The organism is Phycicoccus sp. DTK01, assembly GCF_017312765.1.
In the GTDB taxonomy this organism is placed as follows: Bacteria; Actinomycetota; Actinomycetes; order Actinomycetales; family Dermatophilaceae; genus Phycicoccus; species Phycicoccus jejuensis.
Genome location: NZ_BOPU01000004.1, coordinates 79,400 through 101,161 on the forward strand (window position 1 = coordinate 79,400; position 21,762 = coordinate 101,161).

Annotated in this window: 21 protein-coding genes; 8 read left to right on the top strand and 13 right to left on the bottom strand. The window is 75.3% G+C overall.

Features of this window, described 5'->3' with window-relative positions; all coding sequences use genetic code 11:
• Positions 1-10: 10 nt before the first annotated feature.
• The gene (locus J3473_RS10365) at positions 11-1,192 is read right to left on the bottom strand and encodes a hypothetical protein (protein ID WP_207023165.1); all 1,182 of its coding nucleotides are present in this window, start codon (positions 1,190-1,192) and stop codon (positions 11-13) included.
• A gap of 32 nt (positions 1,193-1,224) precedes the next feature.
• Positions 1,225-2,427 (bottom strand): 23S rRNA (adenine(2503)-C(2))-methyltransferase RlmN, encoded by a 1,203-nt coding sequence (rlmN, locus tag J3473_RS10370; protein WP_030527994.1) that lies wholly within the window; start codon positions 2,425-2,427, stop codon positions 1,225-1,227.
• Between the two features lie 175 nt (positions 2,428-2,602).
• On the opposite strand from rlmN, the gene J3473_RS10375 reads away from it, so the two are divergent.
• On the top strand, positions 2,603-3,439 hold the full coding sequence (locus J3473_RS10375) for a hypothetical protein (RefSeq protein ID WP_207023169.1): 837 nt from the start codon (positions 2,603-2,605) through the stop codon (positions 3,437-3,439).
• A 23-nt stretch (positions 3,440-3,462) separates the two neighbouring features.
• Here J3473_RS10375 and J3473_RS10380 read toward each other — a convergent pair whose 3' ends face one another.
• The 3 genes from J3473_RS10380 to pyrH all read right to left on the bottom strand — a co-directional run bounded on the left by J3473_RS10380 (position 3,463) and on the right by pyrH (position 5,697).
• A complete protein-coding gene (locus J3473_RS10380; protein WP_207023174.1) occupies positions 3,463-4,329 on the bottom strand; it encodes a phosphatidate cytidylyltransferase in 867 nt (288 codons plus the stop codon).
• Positions 4,330-4,336: 7 nt separating this feature from the next.
• Positions 4,337-4,894, bottom strand: a complete 558-nt coding sequence (gene frr / locus J3473_RS10385) for a ribosome recycling factor (RefSeq protein WP_030527991.1) — start codon at positions 4,892-4,894, stop codon at positions 4,337-4,339.
• 86 nt (positions 4,895-4,980) lie between these two features.
• Positions 4,981-5,697, bottom strand: coding sequence for a UMP kinase (gene pyrH, locus J3473_RS10390; protein WP_030527990.1), 717 nt, complete (start codon positions 5,695-5,697; stop codon positions 4,981-4,983).
• Between the two features lie 256 nt (positions 5,698-5,953).
• Between pyrH and J3473_RS10395 the strand changes: the two genes are divergently transcribed.
• The 3 genes from J3473_RS10395 to J3473_RS10405 are packed head-to-tail and all read left to right on the top strand — an operon-like array spanning position 5,954 to position 10,367.
• The gene (locus tag J3473_RS10395; RefSeq protein ID WP_207023176.1) at positions 5,954-9,283 is read left to right on the top strand and encodes a hypothetical protein; all 3,330 of its coding nucleotides are present in this window, start codon (positions 5,954-5,956) and stop codon (positions 9,281-9,283) included.
• 58 nt (positions 9,284-9,341) lie between these two features.
• Positions 9,342-9,830 carry a phosphoribosyltransferase gene (locus J3473_RS10400; RefSeq protein ID WP_030527989.1) on the top strand — a complete coding sequence of 163 codons (489 nt, stop codon included), beginning with the start codon at positions 9,342-9,344 and terminating at the stop codon, positions 9,828-9,830.
• A gap of 3 nt (positions 9,831-9,833) precedes the next feature.
• Positions 9,834-10,367, top strand: a complete 534-nt coding sequence (locus J3473_RS10405; RefSeq protein ID WP_207023178.1) for an NUDIX hydrolase — start codon at positions 9,834-9,836, stop codon at positions 10,365-10,367.
• 19 nt (positions 10,368-10,386) lie between these two features.
• On the opposite strand, the gene J3473_RS10410 is transcribed toward J3473_RS10405, so the two are convergent.
• The gene (locus J3473_RS10410) at positions 10,387-10,566 is read right to left on the bottom strand and encodes a hypothetical protein (protein WP_030527987.1); all 180 of its coding nucleotides are present in this window, start codon (positions 10,564-10,566) and stop codon (positions 10,387-10,389) included.
• A gap of 89 nt (positions 10,567-10,655) precedes the next feature.
• On the opposite strand from J3473_RS10410, the gene J3473_RS10415 reads away from it, so the two are divergent.
• The gene (locus tag J3473_RS10415; RefSeq protein WP_207023181.1) at positions 10,656-11,036 is read left to right on the top strand and encodes a nuclear transport factor 2 family protein; all 381 of its coding nucleotides are present in this window, start codon (positions 10,656-10,658) and stop codon (positions 11,034-11,036) included.
• A gap of 63 nt (positions 11,037-11,099) precedes the next feature.
• Here J3473_RS10415 and tsf read toward each other — a convergent pair whose 3' ends face one another.
• Together tsf and rpsB are read right to left on the bottom strand one after the other, a co-directional pair.
• Positions 11,100-11,930, bottom strand: a complete 831-nt coding sequence (gene tsf, locus J3473_RS10420) for a translation elongation factor Ts (RefSeq protein ID WP_030527985.1) — start codon at positions 11,928-11,930, stop codon at positions 11,100-11,102.
• A gap of 45 nt (positions 11,931-11,975) precedes the next feature.
• Complete coding sequence (gene rpsB / locus J3473_RS10425) at positions 11,976-12,893, bottom strand: 30S ribosomal protein S2 (protein WP_207023182.1); 918 nt, start codon at positions 12,891-12,893, stop codon at positions 11,976-11,978.
• 295 nt (positions 12,894-13,188) lie between these two features.
• On the opposite strand from rpsB, the gene J3473_RS10430 reads away from it, so the two are divergent.
• The 3 genes from J3473_RS10430 to J3473_RS10440 all read left to right on the top strand — a co-directional run bounded on the left by J3473_RS10430 (position 13,189) and on the right by J3473_RS10440 (position 16,344).
• Complete coding sequence (locus J3473_RS10430) at positions 13,189-14,442, top strand: MFS transporter (RefSeq protein WP_242525811.1); 1,254 nt, start codon at positions 13,189-13,191, stop codon at positions 14,440-14,442.
• A gap of 10 nt (positions 14,443-14,452) precedes the next feature.
• Positions 14,453-15,619 (top strand): pyridoxal phosphate-dependent aminotransferase, encoded by a 1,167-nt coding sequence (locus J3473_RS10435; protein ID WP_207023183.1) that lies wholly within the window; start codon positions 14,453-14,455, stop codon positions 15,617-15,619.
• Positions 15,620-15,723: 104 nt separating this feature from the next.
• Positions 15,724-16,344 carry a murein hydrolase activator EnvC gene (locus J3473_RS10440; RefSeq protein ID WP_207023184.1) on the top strand — a complete coding sequence of 207 codons (621 nt, stop codon included), beginning with the start codon at positions 15,724-15,726 and terminating at the stop codon, positions 16,342-16,344.
• Here J3473_RS10440 and J3473_RS10445 read toward each other — a convergent pair.
• The 5 genes from J3473_RS10445 to J3473_RS10465 form a co-directional block, all read right to left on the bottom strand.
• Positions 16,331-17,605: a hypothetical protein gene (locus J3473_RS10445; protein WP_207023185.1), complete on the bottom strand. Its 1,275-nt coding sequence runs from the start codon at positions 17,603-17,605 to the stop codon at positions 16,331-16,333. The genes J3473_RS10440 and J3473_RS10445 overlap by 14 nt on opposite strands.
• Positions 17,598-18,509, bottom strand: a complete 912-nt coding sequence (locus tag J3473_RS10450; protein ID WP_242525812.1) for a tyrosine recombinase XerC — start codon at positions 18,507-18,509, stop codon at positions 17,598-17,600. Before J3473_RS10450 ends, J3473_RS10445 begins: the two co-directional genes overlap by 8 nt.
• Positions 18,510-18,597: 88 nt before the next feature.
• Positions 18,598-19,734 carry a DNA-processing protein DprA gene (dprA, locus tag J3473_RS10455; protein WP_207023192.1) on the bottom strand — a complete coding sequence of 379 codons (1,137 nt, stop codon included), beginning with the start codon at positions 19,732-19,734 and terminating at the stop codon, positions 18,598-18,600.
• Positions 19,731-21,272: a YifB family Mg chelatase-like AAA ATPase gene (locus tag J3473_RS10460; protein WP_207023194.1), complete on the bottom strand. Its 1,542-nt coding sequence runs from the start codon at positions 21,270-21,272 to the stop codon at positions 19,731-19,733. The genes dprA and J3473_RS10460 overlap by 4 nt, the downstream gene beginning before the upstream one ends.
• Positions 21,269-21,661 (bottom strand): YraN family protein, encoded by a 393-nt coding sequence (locus J3473_RS10465; protein WP_207023197.1) that lies wholly within the window; start codon positions 21,659-21,661, stop codon positions 21,269-21,271. The genes J3473_RS10460 and J3473_RS10465 overlap by 4 nt, the downstream gene beginning before the upstream one ends.
• Positions 21,662-21,762 lie beyond the last annotated feature (101 nt).

Genomic DNA, 21,762 nt, shown 5'->3' on the forward strand with positions numbered 1-21,762 from the left:
GGCGGCTCGGTCAGGGGCGCGTGAGCAGGACGATGCCGAGGCACATCTCGTCGGTCGTGCCCTCGCCCCACACGACGTAGCGCTCGCGCTGGCCCGCGAAGGCCGGCAGCAGGTCGCGCAGCGCCTGGTCGTGGCGGCAGGTGACGGTGATGCGGTCCCCCGGCGCGACGCGGACCGGCTTCTCCAGCGGGATGCTCCCCTGGTCGTCGAAGTCCCAGCTCGCGATGTCGAGCACGCGTCGCGCGCGGTCGGTGCCCTTGTCGACGTCGACGGTGATGGACCGGCCGAGCAGGTGCATGTGCCCGGCGACGGCCCGGATCGTGCCCTTCTCCCGGACCGTGCGGGAGCAGCTCTGGACCGGGCCGGGCACGACCGGGCCGCAGAGCAGGTGCAGCAGGTCGGCGGTCGCCGGGCGCTCCTCGAAGCGGCGCGAGACGTCGGCCACCGAGACGACGCGCGCGCACAGCCCGGCCGTGCGGTTCTCGCGGCACGGCAGCTCGACCGGGGCGGGCAGGAGCATCGTGTCGAGGGCCTTCTTCCGGCTGCCCGCCGCCTCCGAGACGCGCAGCCGGACCGTGCTGCGGTCGGTGCCGGAGCCGGCCAGGAGGTTGTAGTGCATCTGGACGACGAGCCGGCCACCCGCCCGCAGCGGGATGCCGATGTCGTCGGCCATCACCCGCTCGCCACCTCCGGGCGCCCAGGCGCCGACCCAGTCGGCGTCGTCGAGGTTGACCCCGATGCCCTGGATCCCGCTGCCGCCGAAGCAGGTCCAGCCGTCCCCCGGGTCGGCGGCGTCGAGCTGCTCGGCCTGCGCGATGCCCTTCGGCTCGACCCGCGACACGATGACGTGGTGCACCAGCGCCGCGTTGTCGGGGCGGATGTCGACACCGCTCACGAGCTGGTCCGTGCCCAGGTGGGGGTCCAGGAGGAAGCAGCGGTAGTCGTCGGTGGCGGTGGGGGTCGGCGCCGTCGGGGTGTAGGCGCCGGGCAGCCGGACCTCGACGAAGCGCTCCCCGGCGCGCAGCGGCACGTCCGGCGGCCGCGACACCGCGGCGGAGGGCGCCGTCGTCGCGGCGGCGTGGGCCGCCTCGTGCGAGCCCTTCGCCCGCAGGTTGTCGGGCAGCGGCGCGGACGAGCAGCCCGCCAGCCCCACGGCCAGCACGGCGGCCAGGGAGAGCAGGCGTCGTCGCATGACCGGAGCGTAGTGCCGGCGCCCCCCGTCGGTCAGGCGGTGGAGGCGGCCAGCTGCCCGCAGGCGCCGTCGATCTCGGAGCCGCGGGTGTCACGGACCGTCGTCGGGATGCCGTGCGCCCGCAGCCGCTCGACGAACTGCTGCTCGACCCCGCGCCGCGACGCCGTCCACTTCGAGCCGGGCGTCGGGTTGAGCGGGATCGGGTTGACGTGCACCCAGCCCCGGCCGCGGGCGGCGAGCTTCTCGCCGAGGAGGTCGGCCCGCCACGCCTGGTCGTTGATGTCGCGGATCAGCGCGTACTCGATGCTCACGCGCCGCCCGGTGACCTCGTAATAGCGGTACGCGGCGTCGATGGCCTCGTCGACCTTGAAGCGCGTGTTGATCGGCACGAGCTCGTCGCGCAGCTCGTCGTCCGGAGCGTGCAGCGACAGGGCGAGCGTCACCGGGATGCCCTCGGCCGCGAGCCGGTCGATGCCCGGCACGAGGCCGACCGTCGACATCGTGATGCCCCGGGCCGAGATGCCCAGGCCCGAGGGCGCCGGCTCGGTGAGGCGCCGGATCGCGCCGATCGCCGCCTTGTAGTTGGCCAGCGCCTCGCCCATCCCCATGAAGACGATGTTGCTGACGCGCGCCGGGCCGCCGGCGGGCGCCTCGTCGGAGCCCTCGGCCTCGTCGCCGAGACCGGCCCCCTCGGTGCCCGCGCCCACCTCGGGCAGCCCGCCGTGGCGCAGCATCCGGGCCGCGGCGACGACCTGCTCGACGATCTCGGCCGTCGACATGTTGCGGGTCAGGCCCTCCTGCCCGGTCGCGCAGAACGGGCAGTTCATCCCGCAGCCGGCCTGGCTGGAGATGCAGACCGTCACCCGGTTCGGGTAGCGCATGAGGACCGACTCGACGAGCGCGCCGTCGAAGAGCTTCCAGACCTGCTTGACGGTGGCGCCCTGGTCGGCCGTGATGTGGCGGACCGGCTGGAGCAGCGGCGGCAGGAGGTCGCGGACGAGGTCGTCGCGGACGGCCTTGGGCAGGTCGGTCATCTCGTCCGGGGAGTCGACGAGCCGCTCGAAGTAGTGCGTCGAGAGCTGGTTGGCGCGGAAGGCCGGGTGGCCGAGGGCCGTGGCGGCCTCGCGGCGCTCCTCGACCGTGAGGTCGGCGAGGTGACGCGGCGGCTTGCCCCGGCGGGGCGCGACGAGGGTCAGCTGGCCGGGGGCGGGGCGCGGGGCGGGGGTCTCGGACATGGTCCCCCGATTCTCGCAGGCCGAGCGCGGCCCGGGCGAACCGCGGCCGGAGGCGCTGCGCGCCGCTCCCCACCTCAAGATTCTTCGGTTCGCCCACACCGGGACCTGTCATCCCTTTACTCTCTCTTTAACTTCGCTCCGCAGGGGGAGCGAGGATGCAGGGAAAGGCAGGGCCATGGGCCTGTTCGACCGCTGGCGCTCGCTCGCAGGGGGCGCCGCCACCGTCCCGGGGACGACCTCCCCCGTCCGGCACCCGCTCGCGCCGGTGCCGGACCTCGACTCCGACCCCGCGCTCGACGCCGAGGTGCGGGCGCACCTCGAGCGCCTCACCGCCGCCGCCGAGACCGACATCGACTCGATGTCGCCCGAGCGGTTCGACGCCGCGCTCACCTCCCGCCTCGTCGCGCGGGACCGGCTGCACGCGACCGGCCTGGGCTTCCAGTACGTCATGCCCTTCACCGAGCACGTCGACGAGGTGCTGACCCTCGACCTCCCGTTGAGCGTCGTCACCCTCCCCGAGTCCCGCGTGGTGGCGACGCGTCGCCACCTGTGGTCGCTCATGGAGATCGCTCGCGCCAACCTCCTCGAGGAGCTGCAGACCGCCGACGCCGAGCGCATCCGCCTCGGCCGTCCGCGCCACTCGGTCTCCGCGATCGTCGGCGACTCGCCGTACACCTCCTCCTTCGCCCGCTTCCTCCCCGAGGTGATCGAGCGCTGGCTGCCCGGCGCCGACCTCTCCGGCGGGGTCGTCTTCGCGATGCCGCACCGCAACGCCCTCGTGCTGCAGCCGTGCTCGACGCCGGCGGAGGCCCGTGCCGCCCTCGAGCTCGTCCCCGCGCACGCCGCCGAGATGTACGCCGACGGCGCGGGTCCGGTGACGCCGCACGTCTACCACTGGTACCACCGCGAGATCACGTGCCTCACCGAGGAGCTGCCCGACGGCACGCTCGCGGTGGGGTCGACGCCGGTGCTCGACGCGATGCTCACGCGCGGCCGCCGCCGCGCGGGCTGACCCGCCGCGGTCGGGCTCCCGGGTCAGGACACCGGGACGAGGAAGAACAGCAGGGCCCAGGCGATGGGCGCGACCGCGACGAGGGAGTCGAGGCGGTCCATCAGGCCGCCGTGGCCCGGGAGCATCGTCCCCATGTCCTTGATGCCGAGGTCACGCTTGATGCTCGACTCGATGAGGTCGCCGGTCGTCGCCGCCCCGGCGGCCACCGCCCCGAGGAGCGCGCCGCCCCACCACGGCCCGTCGAGGAGCAGCGGCAGGGACACGGCGCCGACGAGCGCGCACGTGGCGACCGACCCCGCGAAGCCCTCCCAGGACTTCTTCGGGCTGAGCGAGGGCGCCATCGGGTGCTTGCCGAGGACCACCCCGACGGCGTAGCCGCCGATGTCGGAGAACACCGTGACGAGCACGAAGACGATGATGCGCTGGCGGCCGTCGGGCTCGGCCAGCATGAGCGAGGCGAAGCCCCCGAGGAAGACGGGGTAGAAGGTGACGAGCGACGAGGCCGACAGGTCCCGGGCCGCGCCGTCGAGGCCGTCGGCGACGCGCCACACGACGAGCCCGACGAGCGTCAGGCCGAAGGTGACGACGAGCGCCTCGGCGCCGCGCAGGTACGCCGACGAGATCATCCCGACGGCCCCGAGCAGCAGCGGCGGCAGCGGGACGTGGAAGCCGCGGGTCGCGACGGCCCGCCGCACCTCCCAGGCGCCCCGGCAGATGGCGACGACCACGACGACGAGGAAGGCCCGCGGATCGAGCACGAGGCTCGCGATGACGACGGCGCCGAGCAGCAGCCCGACCCCGATCGCGGCCCGCAGGTCGCGCCCGGCCCTGGGCTTCGTCGGGGCGTCCGCGGTGTCGGTGGCCGCGGCGGCGTCGGTGGCGTCGGTCATGGGGTGGTCAGACGTCGAGGAGCTCGGCTTCCTTGCCCTTGAGCAGCTCGTCGATCTGCTCGACGTGCCGCTTGGTGACCGCCTCGAGCTCCTTCTCGGCGCGGGCGCCCTCGTCCTCGCCGACCTCGCCGTCCTTGACGAGCTTCTCGAGGGAGGTCTTCGCGCTGCGCCGGATGTTGCGGACCGACACGCGGGCCTCCTCGGCCTCGCTGTGCGCCATCTTCACGTACTCGCGACGGCGCTCCTCGGTCAGCTGCGGCATCGTGCAGCGGATGATGTTGCCGTCGTTGCTCGGGTTGACGCCGAGGTCGGCCTGCTGGATAGCCTTCTCGATGGCGTGCATCGAGGACTTGTCGAACGGGCTGATGATGATCGTGCGCGCCTCGGGCGTCTGGAACGACGCGAGCTGCTGCAGCGGGGTCGGGGCGCCGTAGTAGTCGACGGTGATCTTCTGGAACATGCCGGGGTGCGCCCGGCCGGTCCGGATGCCGGCGAAGCTCTCCTTGGCGACCTCGACGGCCTTCTCCATCTTCTCCTCGGCCTCGAACAAGGTCTCGTCGATCACGGCAGGCATCTCCTTCGGTTCGCGTCGCGGGTGCGGCGCTGCGGGTCCAGTGTGTCAAAGGCCCGGCAGCACCGGGCCGGGGTCGGTCAGCCGGCGTGGACGAGGGTGCCGATGGCCTCGCCGCGCAGGGCGCGCGTCACGTTGCCGTCGCCCTCCATGCCGAAGACGACCATCGGGAGGCGGTTGTCCATGCAGAGGCTGAAGGCGGCGGCGTCGACGACCTTGAGGCCGGTGCGCAGCGCCTCGCCGAAGGTCACCTCGTCGAGCTTGCGGGCGTCCGGGTTCTCGCGAGGGTCGCTGTCGTAGACGCCGTCGACGCCGTTCTTGCTCATGAGGACCGCGTCGCACTGGCACTCGAGCGCACGCTGGGCGCTCACCGTGTCGGTGGAGAAGTACGGCATGCCGGCGCCGGCGCCGAAGATGACGACCCGGCCCTTCTCGAGGTGGCGGATCGCGCGGCGCGGGATGTAGGGCTCGGCGACCTGGCCCATCGTGATGGCGCTCTGCACGCGGGTGTCGACGCCCTCCTTCTCGAGGAAGTCCTGGAGCGCGAGGCAGTTCATGACGGTGCCGAGCATGCCAATGTAGTCGGCGCGGGCGCGGTCCATGCCCTTCTGCTGCAGCTCGGCGCCGCGGAAGAAGTTGCCGCCGCCGACGACGATGGCGACCTCGATGCCCTCGCGGACCGCCGCCGCGATCTGGCGGGCCACCCCCCGGACGACGTCGGGGTCGACGCCGACCTGCCCGCCGCCGAACACCTCGCCGGAGAGCTTGAGCAGCACCCGGCGCGCGCGACCCGGCATCCCGGGTGCGGCCGGGGCCTCGGTGGTGGCAGGCGTGGTCACGGGGCCTCCTCGGCGGGTGGTGCACAGCGGTCGCCCGATCCTTTCACAGCACGCGCGGCCGGACCGAACCGTGAGGGAGGAGCGGCTGTCCGGGAGTGCGGGCGGCGGGCGCTGCGACATCTCGCAGAACCCCTCCCCACGTGTCGGCGGCCGACCCTAGGATCCGAGCGCGGCACCGCGGACGAGCGTGGGGCGCTGAGCGTGAGGGAGTGCCGTGCGCGGTCGACGGTGGATGTCCTGGGTGGCGGCGCTGGTCGTCGCGGGGTCGGGCCTCGTGGCCCAGGTGGCCCCGAGCACGGCGAGCACGAGGAGCGCCGCGGCGCCGGCGGCGCTCACCGACGACGCCATGCCGGGCGGGTACCACCCGGTGCCGGCGGCCCGCCTGCTCGACACGAGGAACGGCACCGGCGCCCCGGCCGGCCTGCGGGCTGCGGGGTCGACGACGAGCCTTCGGGTCCTCGGCGGCCACGGGATCCCCGCGAGCGGGGTGTCCGCGGTGCTGGTCACGGTGGTCGCCACCGGCACGACGGGCAACGGGTACCTCACCGCGTTCCCCCACGGCGTGGCCTCACCGCAGGCCTCGACGCTCAACTGGACCGCCGGCCGCACCGTCAGCAACACCGCCCTCGTGCGCGTCGGGACCGGCGGCGCCGTCGACCTGCGGGTCAGCGGCACGGGCACCCACCTGGTCGCCGACGTCGTCGGCTGGGTCCTCGACCCCGCGGCCTCCCCGGGTCCGGGCGGGGTCACGGCCCTGACCCCGACCCGCCTGCTCGACACCCGCAGCGGGGTGGGGGCGCCGGCCCGCCCCGCCCGCGGCGGCAGCGTGCTCGGGCTCGCGGTGGCCGGTCGCGGTGGTGTCCCCGCGACGGGTGCCGGTGCGGTCGTCCTCAACGTCACCGTCGCCGACGCGAGCGCCGGCGGCCACGTGTCGGTCTCCCCCACCGACCGCGGTCCCGCAGGCGCGTCGAGCCTCAACTACGCCACCGGGGAGACGGTGGCCAACCTCGTGACCGTCGGGCTCGGCCCGGACGGCGGCGTCGACCTGCGGGTCACCTCGCCGGGCACCGTCCGGCTCGTCGCCGACGTCGTCGGCTGGGTCGCGGTGGGCACGCCGCCCGGTCCCCTCGGCGCCGCGTCGGTCGCGCCCACCCGGCTGCTCGACACCCGCGCGGCCGACGGCGGCGGCGCCGTGCTCGGCGGCTCACGGCGCACGGTGCAGGTCAGCGGTCGCGGCGGTGTGCCGACGACCGGGGCCGGCGCCGCCCTCCTCAACGTCACGGTCGCCGACGCGACGTACACCGGGCACCTGACGGTCGTGGCCACCGGTGCGGGCGTGCCGGGCTCCTCGACCCTCACCTTCGAGAAGGGCCGCACGAAGGCCTCCTTCGCCGTCGGGCTGCTCACGTCCTCGGGCCGGCTCGACGTCGTCGCCTCCTCCGGGGGCACCCTCCGGCTCGTCGTCGACGTCGTCGGCTGGGTGGACGGGCCGCCGGCCGACGTGTCCCCGCCGGCCGTGCCGACGGGCGTCACCGCGACGGTCACCGGCACCTCCGTCACCGTCAGGTGGACCCCGCCCACCGACGTCGACCCCCTGGGCTACCGCGTCGAGAGGATCGTCAACGAGGGGCAGCCCTGGCAGACGGTGCTCCGGCGACCCCTGGCGTCCACGACCGGCTCCTCCGTCGTCGACGCCGGCGCGCCGCCCGGTCTGACCGTCCGGTACGAGGTGGTCGCGGTCGACCCGTGGCAGAACGCCGGCCCCGCCGGCAGCAGCCCCACGCGGACCGTCCCGCTGACCATCGGCACCCCCGAGGCGGTGGCCCCGGTGACCGGCGGCCTGCTCGACGTCGACTGCCCCACCGCCTCGTGGTGTGTCGCGCTGGAGCGGGACGGTGCCGTGCGGACGTGGAACGGCACGTCGTGGTCGGCGCGCAGCCAGGTGCTGCCCCGTCGGGCCGACGGCGACCCCGACGCCGGGCTCGACAAGGTGTCCTGCGCCGACGCGACGTTCTGCGTCGTCACGCGGACCGACGACCCGTCGGTGCTCGTCTGGCGTGCCGGGAGCTGGCGCACGGTCGGCGTGGGCCGCACCGTCTCGGCCGTGTCCTGCCCCACGACGACGCACTGCCGGCTGCTGGCCCGGCCGGGGACGGTCGTGGCGTTCGACGGCGAGCGCGTGCAGGGCACCACCACGCTGCCGACCGGCGTCGACTGGTCCGCGCTGTCGTGCGGCTCCGCCACGTCGTGCGCAGCCGTCGGCATCACTCCGGACGTCCCCTACACCTCCTACGCGGCGGTGCTCAAGGGCAGCACCTGGGCCCGGACCCGGATCTCGACCGGTCCGGAGGTGAGCGACGTCTCCTGCCCCGCGGCTGGGTCCTGTGTCGCCGTGGGGGCGGCCGGCACGTACTGGCTGTTCGGGTCGAACGGGTGGTCCGGCCCCCGCACCAGCGCCGCTCTCGGGGATGAGTCCGCCTTCGCCCCGGTGCTCGACTGCACCTCGGCTCGCTGGTGCCTGAGCAGCGACTGGGACGGGACCTCTGCGCGCTTCGACGGGTCGACCTGGCGGGCGGTGACCGGGGGTCTCGACGGATACCGAGGGCGCCCGCTGCAGATGTCGTGCGCATCGAGCACCACCTGCGTGCGGGTATACCCCGAGGGCACGGTGCGCTGGTTCCGCGGCTCGACGTGGTCGGCGACCACGGACGTGGCACCCGTCAGCGGACCGGTGCTCGAGCTCAGCTGCTCGTCGGCCCGGGCGTGCTCGGGGCTCGACGCCTTCGGGACGGTCCGCTCCTGGGACGGCTCCGTCTGGTCCGCTCCCCGCCGGCTCGGCGCGGACCAGATCGACTGCCCGAGCGACACCTGGTGCCTCACGACGGGCGGGAACGCCACCGGGGTCGGCTCGTACAGGGTGCGCTCCGGCTCCACCTGGTCGGGCGCCACCCGGCTGCCCTTCCAGCTCGGTGAGCTGTCCTGTCCCGTCGCGGGGTGGTGCATGGCCATGGACGCGGCGACCTCGTCGACGTCCGTCTACACCGGCGGCCGGTGGTCGACCCCGGTGCGCCTGCCCGGGGCCCAGGTCGGCGGCGGCATGCTGGAGTGCTCCGGCCAACGGTTCTGTGTCTTCGTCACCGAACGATCCCAGCGCACCTGGGACGGGAGCCGCTGGTCCGTCCCCTCGTCCACGTCGATGGTCCGGCCCTACCAGCTGGACTGCACCGCGGACGACTGGTGCCTCGTCGTCGAGCAGTCCGGGCGCTACTGGCAGCGCACCCGCGGCACGGCGTGGACCGGCAGCACGGCGGGTGTGGGCACCCAGTCGGACCTCTCGTGCGCCGGCCGTGACTTCTGCCTCGCCGTCCAGGCCTTCACCGGCGGCATGGGCTACTCGGTGTGGGGCGGGGTGCTGCAGCACGTGGCCTCGACGACCGACATCCCCGGGCAGCCCGGGGTGTGGGGGGCCACCACCTCGTGCTGGGCGCCCGGTGAGTGCTTCGTCGCCGAGGGACCGCGCATCATCCGGGTGTCCGCCGGCTGACGGGCCCCGGTCACGGACCGGGCTCCCGCGCCTGCCCACGGGCTGCCACGATGGGGCGGTGGACGACGCGCGCGAGGTGCTGACCTGGGAGCTGTTCGACGAGGCCGTCTGGTCGCTGGCCGAGGAGGTCGCCGCCGAGGGCGTCCCGGACATGATCCTGTCGATCGCCCGGGGCGGGCTGCTCATCGGCGGGGCCCTCGGGTACGCGCTCGGGGTGAAGAACACGTACACGATGAACGTCGAGTTCTACACCGGGGTCGACGAGCGCCTGGAGGTGCCGCGCATCCTCCCGCCGGCGCCCGACTTCGTCGACCTCCACGACGCGACGGTCCTCGTCGCCGACGACGTCGCGGACACCGGCCTGACCCTGCGCTCGGTGGAGGAGTTCTGCGCCGGGAAGGTCGGCCGGGTGCGGACCGCCACCATCTACGCCAAGCCCCGCTCGGTCGTCCGGCCCGACCACGTCTGGCGCGACACCGACCGCTGGATCACCTTCCCGTGGAGCGACCGCCCACCGGTCACCGGCCGCGGCGTCGTGGAGGCCTGAGCCGTGTGGCCGGTCACCGCGTCGCGGACCGTCTACGCCAACGCCTGGATCGAGGTCGTCGAGGACGACGTCGTCCGCCCCGACGGTGAGCCGGGGATCTACGGCGTCGTGCGCCTGCGCCAGCCCGCGGTCTTCGTCGTCGCCCTGACCGAGGCGGACGAGGTCGTCCTCGTCACCGTCGACCGTCACACGACCGGCTCGTCGGTCGAGGTCCCGGCGGGCGGCTCCGACGGGCCCGACACGCTGGCCGGGGCGCGCCGCGAGCTCGCCGAGGAGACCGGGCTCCAGGCCGAGCACTGGCGCGAGGTCGGGCGGATGGACGCGCTCAACGGCATCTGCGTCGCGCCGGAGGTCGTCTACCTTGCGACCGGCCTCTCCCCCGCCGAGGGCGCCGAGCCGGAGGCCGAGGGCATCAGCGCGGTGCGCACGGTGCCGTGGCGCGAGGTGATGACCATGGTCGCCGACGGGGGCATCCGCGACGGCGAGACGGTGGCGGCGCTCATGTTCGCCGCGATCGCCCTGGGGCGCGTCGGCTGACGAGCGGGTCCTGACGGCGTCAGAGGACGCCGGCGTTGCGGAGCATGAACTCCGTGTCGGTGTCGCGCCCGCCGCGCGGGTCGCGGGCCGGCTGCGTCTCCTGGGTCGTCACCATCTCCTCCGGCCGCACCCGTGGCAGGTCGACGTGCACCCGGCGTTCCAGGTCGTGCCGGTCGGTGTGCTGCTGCGCTGCGTCCATGGCGGTCCTCCCGCCCTCATCGTCGCACGCGTGGCCGACGACGTCACGCCTCCCGCACCGCTGTCGGTGGCCCGCCCTACGGTCCCGGCATGACCGATGACCCCGCCGCCGTCGTCCGCCGCTACTGGGCCTGCGCCGAGGCCCGCGACTGGGAGGGCTTCGCCGCCACGCTCTCCCCCGACGTCGTCTACCGCGTCCCGCAGACCGGTGAGGTCGTCCGCGGCCGCGAGGCCTACGTGCGCTTCAACCGGGAGTTCCCCGGTAACTGGCACCTCGTGCTCGACCGCGTGCTCACCGACGAGCACGGCGCCATGACCCGCACGACCTTCTCCGTCGACGGCGCGACGATGACCGGGCTGTGCCTGTTCGTCCTCGACGCCGAGGGCCTGGTCACCGAGGTCGAGGACTGGTGGCCGGAGCCGTACGAGCGCCCGGCCGAGCGGACGCACCTCACCGAGCTCGAGGACTGACACGACGCCGCCCCCGGGAGGACCCGGGGGCGGCGTACGTGGTGCGCTCGGTGAGCGACCGGGTCAGGACCCGATGCGGAAGCGCGCGAAGCCGGTGGCCGACGCGCCGGCCTCGTCGAGGACCTTGGCGACGGTCTTCTTGGCGTCCTTGGCGAACGGCTGCTCGAGGAGCACCTGCTCCTTGAAGAAGCCGTTGACGCGACCCTCGACGATCTTCGGGAGGGCGGCCTCGGGCTTGCCCTCCTCCTTCGCGGTGGCCTCGGCGACGCGACGCTCGTTCTCGACCGTCTCGGCGTCGATCTCGTCGCGCGTGAGGACGGTCGGCGCGAACGCGGCGACGTGCATCGCGACGTCGCGGGCGGTCGTGGTGTCGCCGCCCTGCGTGGCGACGAGGACACCGATCTGCGCGGGCAGGTCGGGGCTCGTCTTGTGCAGGTAGGAGACGACGTGCTCGCCCTCGAGGCGCGCGACCCGCTTGACCTCGATCTTCTCGCCGATGGTGGCGTTGGCGTCGTCGAGGAGCTGCTTGACCGTCGTGCCGTCCTCCAGGGTGGAGTCCAGCAGCTGGTCCGCGTCCGCGGCCTTGGTGGCCACGGCCTGCGCGAGCACCTGGTCCGCGAGGGCGATGAAGCGCTCGCCCTTGGCGACGAAGTCGGTCTCGCAGAGGACCTCGACGAGGGTGCCCTGGCCGCCCTCGGCCTGCGCGGTGACCAGACCGTTGGAGGTCGTGCGGCCCTCGCGCTTGGTGACGCCCTTCTGGCCCTTGACGCGGAGGATCTCCTCGGCCTTGGCCATGTCGCCGTCGGCCTCGTCGAGAGCCTTCTTGACGTCCATCATGCCGGCCGCGGTCTTCTCGCGGAGCGCCTTGATGTCAGCGGCGGTGTAGTTCGCCATGGTTTCCTGTCTCGCTCGTTGGGGTGAGGGGAATGAGCCTGTGGCTCAGGCCTGCTCGGCCGGGGCGGCCTCGGCGGCCGGGGTCTCCTCGGCGGCCGGGGTCTCCTCGGCGGTGGCCTCGGCAGCCTCGGGGGCGGTCGCGGCGGTGGTCTCGCCGGCCTCCGGGGCCACGGCCTCGGCGGCCTGGTCGGCGTCGCCGGAGAGCAGCTCGCGCTCCCACTCGGCCAGCGGCTCCTCGCCCTGGGCCTGCTCGCCCGTGGCGGCCTGGCCACCGGAGCGCGCGATGAGACCGTCGGCGACGGCGTCGGCGATGACGCGGGTCAGGAGGGTGACCGAGCGGATGGCGTCGTCGTTGCCCGGGATCTTGTAGTCGACCTCGTCGGGGTCGCAGTTGGTGTCGAGGATCGCGATGACCGGCAGGCCGAGCTTGCGCGCCTCGTCGACCGCGAGGTGCTCCTTCTTGGTGTCGACGATCCAGACGGCCGAGGGGACCTTGGACATCGAGCGGATGCCGCCCAGGGTCTTCTCGAGCTTGTCCTTCTCGCGCTTCATCATGAGGAGCTCCTTCTTCGTGCGGCCCGAGCCGGCCACGTCGTCGAAGTTGATCTCCTCGAGCTCCTTGAGGCGCGTGAGGCGCTTGGAGATCGTCTGGAAGTTGGTGAGCATGCCACCGAGCCAGCGGTGGTTGACGTACGGCATGCCGACGCGGGTCGCCTGCTCGGCGACCGGCTCCTGCGCCTGGCGCTTGGTGCCGACGAAGAGGATGGTGCCGCCGTGGGCGACGGTCTCGCGGACGAACTCGTACGCGTTGTTGATGTAGGTCACCGACTGCTGCAGGTCGATGATGTAGATGCCGTTGCGCTCGGTCATGATGAAGCGCTTCATCTTCGGGTTCCAGCGACGGGTCTGGTGCCCGAAGTGGACGCCGCTCTCGAGGAGCTGGCGCATGGTGACGACGGCCATCGTCGTTCTCCTTGGTGTGTGTGGTTGTCAGTTGCGTCGGTGGGCTCCGAGCCCCGAGGGGTGGACCCACCTGCCTGGCGTCCCGACGCACCCCGGGCGGACCCGACCTCGTGAGGTCGCGGGCCGCCACTGCCGTGGTGCGTCCCCGGCCGGCGGACCGGCGCGGGAGGAGGACGCGCGAGATGTGGCTCCCGCACGCGGACGCACGGAGGCCATCGGACATGCTACGGCGCGCAGGGGTCCGGCACGAAATCGGTGGGCGGCCCCGCGGGAGCCGAGGTAGCGTCGCGACCTCGTGGGCCGCCTCCTCGACGTCGTCGCCCCGCCCCGGATGGGCGGGGCGTTCCGGTGGAACCTCGCGTCGTCGTGGGTCGCCCAGGTCGGCGACGGCATCGCCCTCGCGGCCGGGCCGCTGCTCGTCGCCTCGCAGACCCGATCCCCCGTGCTCATCGCGATGGCCGCCGTCGTCCAGAAGCTGCCCGGCCTCGTGCTCGGCCTGTACGCCGGGGCGGTCGCCGACCGGGTCGACCGCCGGCGCGTCGTCCTCGCCGCCAACGCCGGGCGCATCGCGGTCCTCCTCGCGCTCGTCGTCGCGCTGCTCACCGACACGCTCTCGGTCGGGCTGCTCCTCGGCCTGCTCCTGCTCGTCGGGACGGCCGAGGTGTTCGCCGACACCGGGTGGCGGGCCATCCTGCCGATGATCGTGCGGCCCGCGGACCTCGGCCTGGCCAACGCCCGCCAGATGTCGGGCTTCCTCGTCGGCGACCAGCTGATCGGGCCGGCCGTCGGGGCGGCGCTCTTCGCGCTGGGGTCGGCGGTGCCGTTCGGGGTGCACGTCCTGGCGCTCCTGCTGTCGGTCGGGCTCTTCACCCGGGTCCGGCTGCCCGTCGTCGAGCGCACCGCCCCCGACCAGCACGTGGGCCGCGACATCCTCGACGGCCTCCGCTGGATCGCGCACAACGCCCCGGTCCGGACGCTGACGCTCGTCATCCTCGTCTTCAACGTCACGTGGGGTGCGCCGTGGGGCGTCCTCGTCTTCTGGGCGCAGGAGCGGCTCGGGGTCGGCGCCGTCGGGTTCGGCCTGCTCACGACGGCCTCGGCGACCGGAGGCATCGTCGCCGTCCTCTCCTACGGGTGGCTCGAGCGACACGTGCCGCTGGCCCGGCTCATGAAGGCCTGCCTCGCGCTCGAGGTGCTCACCCACCTCGCCCTCGCGGTGACGACCGTCTGGGCCGTGGCCCTCGCGGTCATGGTCGTCTTCGGCGGCTACGCCTTCGTCTGGGGGTCCCTGTCGTCGGCCGTGCGCCAGCGCGCGACGCCGCAGGACTACCAGGGACGGGTCGGCAGCGTCTACTGGGTCGGCCTCGTCGGCGGGCTGCTCGTCGGGCAGCTGCTCGGCGGCGTCATCGCCGAGCGGTTCGGGGCGGCGGCGCCGTTCTGGTTCGCCTTCGCCGGGGCCGGCCTGACCCTCGTGCTCGTCTGGCGCCAGCTGGACCACATCGCGCACGCCGACGCCGGGACCACCCCGCCCGACGGCGCCCCCGCGTAGCCTGCGGGCCATGCCCTCGATCCCCGGCCACCCCGCGCTGACCGAGTTCGGGACGACGATCTTCGCGACGATGACGCAGCTGGCCCTCGAGAAGGACGCCGTCAACCTCGGGCAGGGCTTCCCCGACACCGACGGGCCGCCCGAGGTCCTCGAGGCGGCCGTCGAGGCCATCCGGTCCGGGCGCAACCAGTACCCGCCGGGGCCGGGCGTGCCGGAGCTGCGTACGGCGATCGCCGCGCACCAGCAGCGCTTCCACGGCCTGGAGGTCGACCCCGCCCGCGAGGTGCTCGTGACCGTCGGGGCGACCGAGGCCATCGCGGCGGCCGTGCTGGCGCTCGTGCGGCCGGGCGACGAGGTCGTGACCTTCGAGCCCTACTACGACTCCTACGCGGCGACCATCGCCCTGGCCGGTGGGGTGCGGCGCACCTCGCTGCTGCGCTTCCCCGACTTCGCCGTCGACGAGGAGTCGCTGCGCGCCGCGTTCTCGGACCGGACCCGGATGGTCCTGCTCAACACGCCGCACAACCCGACGGGCAAGGTGTTCACCCGCACGGAGCTCGAGCTCGTCGCGCGGCTCGCCGTCGAGCACGACGCGTGGGTGGTGGCCGACGAGGTGTACGAGCACCTGCTCTTCGACGGCCGGCGGCACCTGCCCATCGCGGCGCTGCCCGGGATGCGCGAGCGGACGCTGACCATCTCGTCCGGGGGCAAGACGTTCGCGACGACCGGGTGGAAGGTCGGCTGGCTGACCGGACCGGCGCAGGCCGTCGCCGCGGCGCGCGGGGTCAAGCAGTACCTGACCTTCGTCGGCTCGGGTCCCTTCCAGCCGGCCGTCGCCGTCGGGCTCGGGCTGCCGGACGCGGTGTTCGCCGGCCTCGCGTCCTCGATGGAGGCCAAGCGCGACCGCCTCGTCGCGGGGCTGCGCGCGGCCGGCTTCGAGGTGCCCGTGCCCGAGGGCGGCTACTTCGTCCTCGCCGACGCCGCTCCGCTCGGGGTGCGCGACGCCGAGGCGTTCTGTCTCGAGCTGCCCGACCTCGTCGGGGTCGTCGGGGTCCCTGCCTCCGCGTTCCACGACGACGTCGACGCCGCGCACACCCTGGTGCGGTTCGCCTTCTGCAAGCGCGACGAGGTGCTCGACGAGGCCTGCCGTCGCCTCGCCGGCCTGCGTCGGGCCTGACCGCTCGCCGCTCCTTCGTCCACAGGGCGCCGGTGGCCGCCGTGTCGTCCACAGATGCTCCGGGCCCCCTGGCCCCGGCCCGGCGCGCCGTCGAGGCTCGACCCATGACGACGACCGGCACCGTGGGAGCGCTCCTCGTGGCGGCGGGCCTCGCCCTCGGCGTGGGCGCGTCGGTCAGGGGTGGGGCTCCGGGGTCCGTCACGTCCGGCCCGGCGGCTGCGGCGGCGACGGGCCCGCCGGCCGCGAGCGCGGTCCCCGGCGCGCCGGGCGCCGGCTCCCCGGTCGGTCGTGCTCGGTGGCGCTGGCCGGCCACGCCCGTGCCCGGGGTCGTGCGCCGCTTCGTGCCGCCGGCGTCGACGTACGGTCCGGGCCACCGCGGGCTCGACCTCGCGGTCGCGGGCGCGACCCCGGTGCTGGCGGTCGAGGCGGGGAGGGTGACGCACGCCGGCGTCGTCGCCGGCCGGGGCACGGTGACCCTGCGGCACCGCGACGGCCTGGAGAGCACGTACGAGCCGGTCGTCCCCGAGGTGCACGTCGGCGACGAGGTCGCGGCCGGCGGGCGGCTGGGGCTGCTCGGACCGGTGTCCGCCCACTGCGGTCGGCGTGCGTGCCTCCACCTCGGAGCCCGACGTGAGGGCGCCTACCTCGACCCGCTCCCGCTCCTCGTCGGAGGCGGCCACGTCCGGCTGCTGCCCCTCGGGGCGACGGGGGTCAGTGTGAGGTGACAGGCGGCGCCGCGGCGCCGGCGGCCGGCACGAGCGCCACCGCCAGGGGCCCGTGGCCGGCCGGTGCTGCTGCGGACGGGGCGTCGGGGCGCGTCAGCCACCAAGCGGCGGCGAGGAGGACGACGAGGGCGATCGCCAGGAAGAGCGCCAGCCGGCGACGGGGCGCCGGCGCCTCGCCCCTTCCGTGGGCCGCCCGCCGGGCCCGGGCCCGGGGGGTCGAGGGGTCCGCTGCGGCGCCGGCGGTCCCGGCGTCGGCCGGTGCTCCGGCCGGTGCGTCGGCCCCACGCAGCCCCGCGCGCCCGGGACGCCGCACGGAGAACCCGCGGCGGGACCGGCCGTGGAGGTCGCTGCGGCGCACGACCGCAGCGGTCGCGGTGGCGTCGGTGTCGCTGTCGGTACCGCCGACCGGCCCGGGCGCGCCCGGGTGGCCGTCCGGCGAGGACGCCGCGGAGACTCCCCGCTCGGCGAGGTCGTGGGCCGGGGAGGGCTCGGGTGCGGGCTCGTCGTCGAGGTCCTCGGGCAGCGAGTCGTCCCACCACGAGCGTCGCGGGGCGGGCCGCTCCTCGTCCGGCTCGCCCGCCGTCGCCGGCACGGGCGCGGACGCGGGCGGCGCGACCGGCCCGACGGGCACGTCGTCCTCGACCGGGGGCGGGGTGTCGTCCCACCACCGGCTGGGCGCGTCGGCGGCGGGGACGGCCGGGGCCGGAGCGGCGTCGGCCACGACGGTCACGACGGGCTCGGGCTCGGGCTCGGGCTCGGGCTCGGGCTCGGGCTCGGGCTCGGGCTCGGGCTCGGGCTCGGGCTCGGGCTCGGGGGCAGCGAACCACGCCGGGACCGCCGCCGTCGGGGCCTGCGTGGCGGCGGGGAGCACCGAGGCGGGGAGGGCCGAGGAGTCCTCGAGGTCGAGGCCGAGGCGGTCGCCGACGGCTCGCAGGTGGGCGCCACGCGCCGCGACCTGAGCGGCGGTGCCCGCGGCCAGCACGTGGGCGTCCGGGTGGGGCCCGGTCGACGGCTCGGGGGTCGATGGCTCGGCCGACGACGGCTCGTCCTCGTCCGCACCGAGCGCCGTCAGGTCTGCGGGGCCGTCGGTGCGCCGGAAGCGGCGGGCGAGCCGGCTGCGCTTCGGGGCCGCCTCGGCCTCGGCCAGCGCCTCCTCGAGGCTGATCTCGGTGAGGTCCTTCGGCTCGAGGTAGAGGCGCCGGACCTCGGAGATCCACTCCGGGTACGCGGTGTCCCCCACGGCGCCGGGCACCTCAGGCACGGGGGTGGGCCTGCGCGAAGGACCGCTTGAGGCGGTCGACGGACACGTGCGTGTAGATCTGGGTCGTCGCGAGCGAGGCGTGGCCGAGCAGCTCCTGGACCATCCGCAGGTCCGCCCCGCCCTCGAGCAGGTGCGTCGCGGCGCTGTGACGGAGCCCGTGCGGCCCGAGGTCGGGCGCGTCGGGGACGTGGGCCAGCAGGCGGTGCACCGCGTCGCGGACCTGCCGCGGGTCGACCCGTCGGCCGCGGCGACCCAGCAGGAGCGCGGGCCCGCTGCCGTCGACCACCAGGCGTGGGCGGCCCCGCTCGAGCCACTCGGTGACGGCGTCGCGCGCCGGAGTGCCGAACGGCACCCGCCGCTCCTTGTCGCCCTTGCCGACGACACGCGCGACGCAGGCGTCGAGGTCGACGTCGTCGACGTCGAGCCCGGTCAGCTCGCTCACCCGGATCCCGGTGGCGTACAGCAGCTCCAGGGCCGCGCGGTCGCGCAGGTGGACGGGGTCGTCGTCGTCGGCCGCGGTCGCCGCGACCTCGAGCAGGGCGCCGGCCGACCGCTGCGTGAGCACCGGGGGCAGCGTGCGGTGACGGCGGGGGGCCGCGAGCCGGAGCGAGGGATCCTGCTCGACGCGTCCCGTGCGCTCGCACCAGCGGAAGAAGGTGCGCAGGGAGGCGGAGGTGCGGGCGAGCGTGGAGCGGGCGGCTCCGGAGCGGGCGACGGAGCCGAGCCACCCACGCAGGTCCGCGAGGGTGACCGCCCGGAGACCGGCGTCGTCCTCGACCCCGGCCGCGGCGAGGAAGGCCGAGACGTCGCGCGTGTACGCGCGGACGGTGTTCTCGGAGCGGCCGCGCTCGGCACGCAGATGACGCTCGAACGCGGACAGCACCTCTGGCTCGGGGGCGGTCACGCCCACACGGTGTCATCGGGCCTCCCGCCACGCAACGGGAACCGCCGCAACATCAACCGTTCGTCCACGCAGGCGCCCAGGCACGTCGTCATCCGGTCCGCGAGACCGCCGCGCCGGCCGCGGTCTTGCGCCAGCGGCCGTCCGCCTGCTCCAGCAACCCCAGGACCTCGAGCACCGCGAGCGCGGCCGGGAGCCGCACCGGGTCGGTGCCCGAGAGCGCGGCGAGGCGCTCCGGCGGGAACCACCGTCGCAGCGGCGCCGCCGCCCAGACGGCGTACTCGGTCGGGTCGAGCGAGTCGGTGGGCCGGGGTTCGGCCCGGCGGGGCGCCCCGAGGTCCTCGCCGATGCGCCCGGCGAGCTCGACCACGTCCGCGACGTCGGTGACCAGCACGGCCCCGGTCTCGCGGACGAGCTCGTGGCAGCCGGCGGACGTCGGGCTGGTCACGGGGCCGGGGACCGCCCCGACGGGCCGCAGGAGGTCACGAGCCTCGCGCGCCGTCGAGAGGGAGCCCGACCGCAGCCCGGCCTCCACGACGACCGTGGCCCGCGCGAGCCCGGCGATGACCCGGTTGCGGGCGAGGAAGCGGCCCCGCAGCGGCTCGGCCCCTGGCGGCACCTCGCCGACCACGGCGGCCGTCGCGGCGACCGCGCCGATGAGGCGCTCGTGCGCCCGCGGGTAGGCGCGGTCGAGCCCGCACGCGAGCACGGCGACGGTGTCCCCCTCGGCGGCGAGCGCCCCGCGGTGGGCCGCCGCGTCGATGCCGAAGGCCGCGCCGCTGACCACGGTCCACCCGCGGCCGGCGAGGCCCTCGCCGAGCTCGGCGGCCACCCGGAGCCCGTACGCGGTCGCCGTGCGGGAGCCGACGACCGCCACGGACCGCTCGGTGAGGGCGGCGACGTCCGCGCTCCCCCGCACGTACAGGCAGTACGGCGGGGACGAGAGCCGGTCCAGGGCGGTCGGCCACTCCGGGTCGCCCGGGACGAGGACCCGGAGGCCCGCCGCCGCGACCGCGGCCGCCAGCCCGGGCAGGTCCAGCCCCGGCACGCGGACGTAGACCTCCCCGCCGCCCTCGGCCCGTCGCTCGCGGATCGCGGCGAGCGCCGCCGCCCCGCCCTGCTCCGCGACAGCGCGCACGGTGGGTCCGTGCTTGGGCTCGACGAGGTAGGACAGCGCCACCCGCGCCCAGCGCTCGTCGCGCTCGAGCGGCGACACACCCCCGGTCATGCCGCCGTCCCCTCGGCGCGGCGCAGCTGGAGCCCGAGGGCGACCTCCTCGCGCCCGGGAGTGGTGCGTCCCGCGAGGTCGGCGGCGGACCACGCCACCCGGAGCACCCGGTCGTACCCGCGCAGGCTCAGCCCGCCGGTGTCGAGCGCGCGGTCGATGACGGCGGTGACCGACGGGGCGAGGCGGTAGGGCGGGCGGCGCAGGACGTGGCCGGGCGCGAGACCGTTGACGCTCCAGCCGGCTCCGTGCCAGCGCTCGGCCTGGGCACCGCGCGCGGCGAGGACCCGGGCCGCGACGACCGCGCTGGGCTCCCCCGTCTCGTCGCCGAACGCCGCGGGGTGCACCGGCGGCACGTGGACGCGCAGGTCGACCCGGTCCAGCAACGGGCCGGACAGCTTGGTCGTGTACGCGCGCAGGTCGTGGGCGCTGCACCGGCACTCGGTGCCCTTGCCGAAGGCCATCCCGCACGGGCAGGGGTTGGCGGCGAGGACCAGCAGGAAGCGCGCCGGGTAGCGCACGAGGGCCTTGGCCCGGGCGATGAGGACCTCCCCGCTCTCGAGCGGCTGCCGCAGCGTCTGGAGCACCGAGGACTTGAACTCGGGTGCCTCGTCGAGGAAGAGGACGCCGTGGTGCGCGCGCGACACCGCGCCGGGCAGGACGACCCCGGAGCCCCCACCGGCGAGCGCGGCGGTGGAGGTGCTGTGGTGCGGCGCGACGAAGGGTGGTGTCCGGTCCAGGCGCGCCACCTCGCCGACCGGGGCGACGAGGCTGCGCACCGCGTGCACCTCGAGCGCCTCCTCGCGCCCCAGCCGGGGCAGGACGGTGACGAGGCGCTCGGCGAGCATCGTCTTGCCGACCCCCGGCGGTCCCGTCATCAGCAGGTGGTGCCCGCCGGTGGCCGCGAGCTCGAGCGCGACGCGCGCCTCCGGCTGGCCGACGACGTCGGCGAGGTCGGGCCGCCGGTCGGGCTCGTCGTCGGTGCCGGTCGCCCGCTCGGCGACCGGCAGTCCGCCGGGGGCCGGCTCGCGGTACCAGCGGACGACCTCCTCGAGGGTGCGGGCGCCGTGGACGACGAGCCGGTCGACGAGCTGGGCCTCGGCGACGTTCTCGACGGGGACGACGACGTGGCGCGCCCCGCGGCGGGCGGCCTCGAGCAGGGCCGGCAGCACACCGCGCACCCCGCGCAGCCGACCGTCGAGCGAGAGCTCGCCGAGGTGCACGACCGGCTCCACCGCCCCACGCGGGAGCACCCCCGACGCGGCGAGCACGGCCACGGCGATGCCGAGGTCGAAGCCCGAGCCCCGCTTGGGCACCGACGCCGGGGACAGGTTGACCGTGACACGGTGCGGCGGGACCGGGAAGCCGGCCGTCGCGGCCGCCGCCCGCACCCGGTCGGGCGCCTGGGCGCAGGCGGTGTCGGGGAGGCCGCCGACCGTGAAGCCCGGCAGGCCGGCCGCGACGTGGGCCTCGACGTCGACGAGGGTGCCGTCGAGCCCGCTCAGGGCGACCGCCCGGGTGCGCCCGAGCCCGAAGGTCACGACCCCACCCCGACGACGTGCCGCACCCGGGGCGCCTCCCCCGGGCGGCACAGCACACCGACGACGTCGATCCGGACCCGCTCGGCGCCGGGGTGGGCCCGGGCGTACACGGCCGCGAGCCGCCGCAGGCGCAGCGCCTTGGCCACGGTCACCGCCTCGACCGGGTCGCCGAACCCGGTGCCGCGCCGGGTCTTGACCTCGCAGATGACGAGGCAGCGCCCGTCCAGCGCGACGAGGTCGACCTCGCCGTGCTCGCAGCGCCAGTTGCGCTCGAGCACGCGCATCCCCCGCTCCTCGAGGAAGCGCGCAGCGAGGTCCTCCCCGTAGCGGCCGAGCCCGCGGCGGGGGTCGGGCGGAGGGGTGGGCGGTGGGGAGTCGGGCGTCGTCATGCGCCCAGCCAAGCCCGGCCGGTCGGCCTCACGACAGCCCCCCGTGGACATCTGTGGACGACGACCGCGCGGCGGCGCGCCTGTGGACGACCGCGCCGACC